Origin of the sequence: Streptomyces similanensis (assembly GCF_039543625.1) — a bacterium.
Classification (GTDB): Bacteria; Actinomycetota; Actinomycetes; order Streptomycetales; family Streptomycetaceae; genus Streptomyces; species Streptomyces similanensis.
The window spans coordinates 1-4,254 of record NZ_BAABKC010000120.1 but is presented as its reverse complement, the minus strand read 5'-3'; the positions used below and the strand labels follow the sequence as shown (position 1 = coordinate 4,254).

General features: G+C 74.1%; 1 protein-coding gene. It reads right to left on the bottom strand.

Annotated elements, in window-relative coordinates; translation table 11 throughout:
- Positions 1-4,254, bottom strand: a 4,254-nt coding sequence (locus tag ABEB07_RS33505) for a type I polyketide synthase (RefSeq protein ID WP_345671790.1), incomplete at both ends; no start/stop codon positions are given.

The following is a 4,254-nucleotide window of genomic DNA, read 5'->3' as shown; positions in this document are numbered from 1 at the left end:
TGCCCGTTCGGCCAGCCGGCCCGCCGCGGCCCGCAACGCCTTCTCGTCACGCGCCGAGATCACCCACGGGACCGAGGGCGGAACGATGTCCGCCGACTCGGCGCGCGCTTCGACGACCTGCGGTTGTTCGAGGATGACATGGGCGTTGGTGCCGCTGACGCCGAAGGAGGAGACACCGGCGCGGCGGGGCCGGTCGTGGTCGGGCCAGGGCTGTTGCTCGGTGAGCAGCGAGACGGCGCCCGCCGACCAGTCGACGTGCGGGGTCGGTTCGTCGGCGTGGAGGGTACGCGGGAGCGTGCCGTGCCGCATCGCCATCACCATCTTGATCACACCCGCCACACCTGCGGCGGCCTGGGTGTGACCGATGTTGGACTTCACCGAGCCGAGCCACAGCGGCTGTTCGCGGTCCTGTCCGTAGGCGGCCAGCAGCGCCTGCGCCTCGATGGGGTCGCCCAGCCGCGTCCCGGTGCCGTGGGCCTCGACGGCGTCCACCTCGTCGGGACGCAGCCCGGCGTTGGCGAGGGCCTGGCGGATGACGCGTTGCTGGGAGGGGCCGTTGGGTGCGGTGAGGCCGTTGGAGGCGCCGTCCTGGTTGACGGCCGAACCCCGTAGCACCGCCAGCACCGGGTGGCCGTGGCGCCGGGCGTCGGAGAGGCGTTCCAGGACGAGGAGTCCCACTCCTTCGCCCCAGCCGGTTCCGTCGGCGGCGGCGGAGAAGGCCTTGCACCGGCCGTCGGGGGCCAGCCCGCCCTGCCGGCTGAACTCCACGAACGGGGCGGGCGTGGACATGACGGTGACGCCGCCGGCCAGGGCCAGGGTGCATTCGCCGTTGCGCAGGGCGCCGGCGGCCAGGTGCAGGGCGACCAGCGACGAGGAGCAGGCGGTGTCGATCGTGACGGCCGGGCCTTCCAGGCCGAAGGTGTAGGCGACCCGGCCCGATGCCACGCTGCCCGCACTGCCGTTGATCACATAGCCTTCCACCTCAGGAGGCACATCGGTCAGACGGGCGCCGTAGTCGTGGTACATCACCCCCGCGAACACCCCGGTACGACTGCCGCGCAACGACGTCGGATCGATCCCCGCGCGCTCGAACGCCTCCCACGAGGCTTCCAGCAGCAGCCGCTGCTGCGGGTCCATCGCCAGCGCCTCGCGCGGAGAGATCCCGAAGAGATCCGCGTCGAAGTCGGCCGCCTCGGCCAGGAAGGCGCCCTCGGTGGAGATCACCGAACCCGGCCTGCCGCCGGTCGGGTCGTACAGGGCCTTGGGGGACCAGCCGCGGTCGGTCGGCATGGACGTCACCGCGTCGCCCTCGGCGGAGATCAGGTCCCACAACGCTTCCGGTGAGCTGCTGCCGCCCGGAAAGCGGCAGCTCATCGAGACGATGACCACCGGGTCGTCGTCCGGTGCGACGGCCGCTACGGTGACGGAGGGCTCCACCGACCGCCGCCCGTACAGCGTCTCCTCGAGATGGCCGGCCAGCGCGGCCGGACTGGGATGGTCGAACACGATCGTGGCGGGCAGCCGGAGCCCGGTCGCCTGGTTGAGCCGGTTGCGCAGGTCGACGGCGGCGAGTGAGTCGAAGCCGAGTTCCCGGAACGCCTGGTGGGAAGGGATCCGGTCGGCCGAGCCGTGCCCCAGCACCGCGGACGCCCTGGTGCGCACAAGGTCGAGCAGGGCCGCTGACCGCCGGTCCGCGGGAAGGTCCGCCAACGGCCCGGCGCCGTCCTCCGGCCGCGGCGCCGCCGCCGTCCGGCGAACCGGCAGGTGGACCAGGCCGCGCATCATCGGCGGCACCGGTCCGCCCAGCGCGGCCAGTGCCGCGGAGTCCACCCGCAGCGGGACGACGCTCGCCGGGCAGGCACCGCGCCAGGCCAGATCGAACGACGCGAGCGCGGCGTCGGTCGACAGGGGGGCGATGCCCAGTGCCGACAACCGGCGGACATCCGCGTCCGTCAACGCGCCGGTCAGCGCGCTGCGCTCGGCCCACAGCCCCCACGCCAGCGAGACTGCGGCCAGACCCTGGTCGCGCCGGTGCTGAGCGAGCGCGTCGAGGAACGCGTTCGCCGCCGCGTAGGCGGCCTGTCCGGCCGAGCCGAGCACCCCGGCGGCCGAGGAGAAGAGGATGAAACGGCGCACCTCGTGCCGGCTCGTCAGCTCATGCAGGTGTGCGGCCGCGTCGATCTTCGGACGGAGCACGTGTGCGACCTGGTCCCAGGTGAGGGAGGTGAGAACACCGTCGGCGAGCGCCCCGGCCGCGTGGACCACCGCGGTCACCGGGTGGTTCTCCCGGGCCTCCTCGAACAGCCGGGCCAGTCCGTCGCGGTCGGTGGCGTCGCCCGCCACGACCTCCACCTGGGCGCCGGCGCCGCGGAGTTCGGCGATCAGCTCCCGCGCACCCTCCGCGTCCGGCCCCTGCCGGCTGAGCAGGAGCAGGTGCCGTACACCGTGCGCGGCGACCAGATGCCGGGCCACTTCGCGGCCGAGTGTGCCGGTACCGCCGGTGATCAGCACGGTTCCGGAGGAGTCGTCCGGCGTCATCGCGGTCTTCTCGGCAGCCGTTCGCACCAGCCCGGGACGCAGCGTGCTCCCCCGGCGGATCGCCACCTGCGGCTCCCCGCCGGCGACGGCGATCGGCAGGACCTGCTCGGAGGTCTCGTCACCGTCGACGTCGGCGAGCACGAACCGGCCCGGGTGTTCCGTCTGCGCCGACCGCACCATGCCCCACACCGTGGCCGACCAGGGGTCGACGGGGTCGTTCGGCAGCGCCGACACGGATCGGTGCGTGACGAGGACGAGTCGGGACTCCTCAAGAGCGGGCTCCGCGAGCCACGCCTGGAGCAGCAGCAGTGTCCGCCGCACCGCCGCGTGCGCGGCCTTTGCCGAGAGTCCGACGCTCCCCTGGCGCCCCTGGTCCAGTCGGGCGAAGACCAGCGAGGGCGGTTCGGGTCCGTCCTCGGCGGTGAGGCCGGCGGCCAGCGAGGAGACGCCGGCCGCGTCGAGGACGTCCAGGTGCGTGACGTCGTCGGCGAGCGCCGCCGACGCCGGGGTGAACTCGCTCCAGTCCACGCGCAGCGGCCCGCCGTCGCCGGCGCCCAGACGGGCGATCTCGGCGAAGTCCACCGGCCGCAGCATGAGCGCCCCGGCCTCGGCGATCAGCATTCCGGCGGAGTCCAGGACGGAGAGCCGGGCCTCGGTCGGGCTCACGGCCCGCAGGTGGACGCGCGCCGCGGTGGCGCCCGAGGCGTACACCGTGAAGTCCCGCCACTCCCAGGGCAGCACGGACGGCGCTCCCGTCGCGGCGAAGGCGGCCGACAGCACGGTCTGCGCGGCCGCGTCGAGCAGGGCCGGATGCAGCGTGAACCGCGCCGCGGCGGCGAGCTGCTCCTCGGGCAGAGCGACCTCGGCGAACACCTCGCCGTCGCGGCTCCACAGCGCGCGCAGCCCCTGGAAGGCCGGCCCGTACGCGTATCCCCGCCCCGCCAGGTCCCGGTACCAGGACTCCACGGGCACGGGTGCCGCATCGGACGGCGGCCACTGTGCGGACACCGGCTCGGGCGCCGCGGCCGATCGAGACAGGGCGCCGCTCGCGTACATCGTCCACGCGTCGCCCTTGAGCGCGTCCTCCGGCCGCGCGTACACCGCGAGCTCATACCGTCCGTCCCGCGGCGGGGAAACCCGCGCCCGCACGTGGACACCGCCGTTCTCGGGCACCACCAGCGGCGCCATGAGGGCAAGCTCGTCCACCCGGTCGCAGCCGACCTCGTCACCGGCCCGCACGGCCATCTCCAGCAGGGCCGTACCCGGCAGCAGCGTCACCCCGGCGACGGAGTGGTCGGCCAGCCACGGCTGCCGTTCGAGGGCGATCCGCCCGGTGAACAGCGTCTCCCGGCCGTCGGGGTGGTCGATCCGCGCCGACAGCAACGGATGGTCGAGCGCCGTCTGCCCGGCCGCCGCGAGATCGGCGACGCCGGCGCCGCGCCCTTCCATCCAGTACCGGGTGCGCTGGAAGGGGTAGGTCGGCAGGGGGACCCGCCGCGCGCCCGGATACTGATCGGCCCAGTCGACGGGCAGGCCGCCCACCCACGCCTGCGCCACGGACGTGAGCAGCCGGGCGAGTGTGCCCTCGTTCCGGCGCAGGGTGCCGATCACCGTGATGGCGTCGGAGGTCTCCGCCAGCGGAGCCGTGAGTACGGGGTGGGGGCTGGGTTCGATGAAGGTGGTGTGGTGGTGGGTGATGAGGGTGTGGGCGGTGGG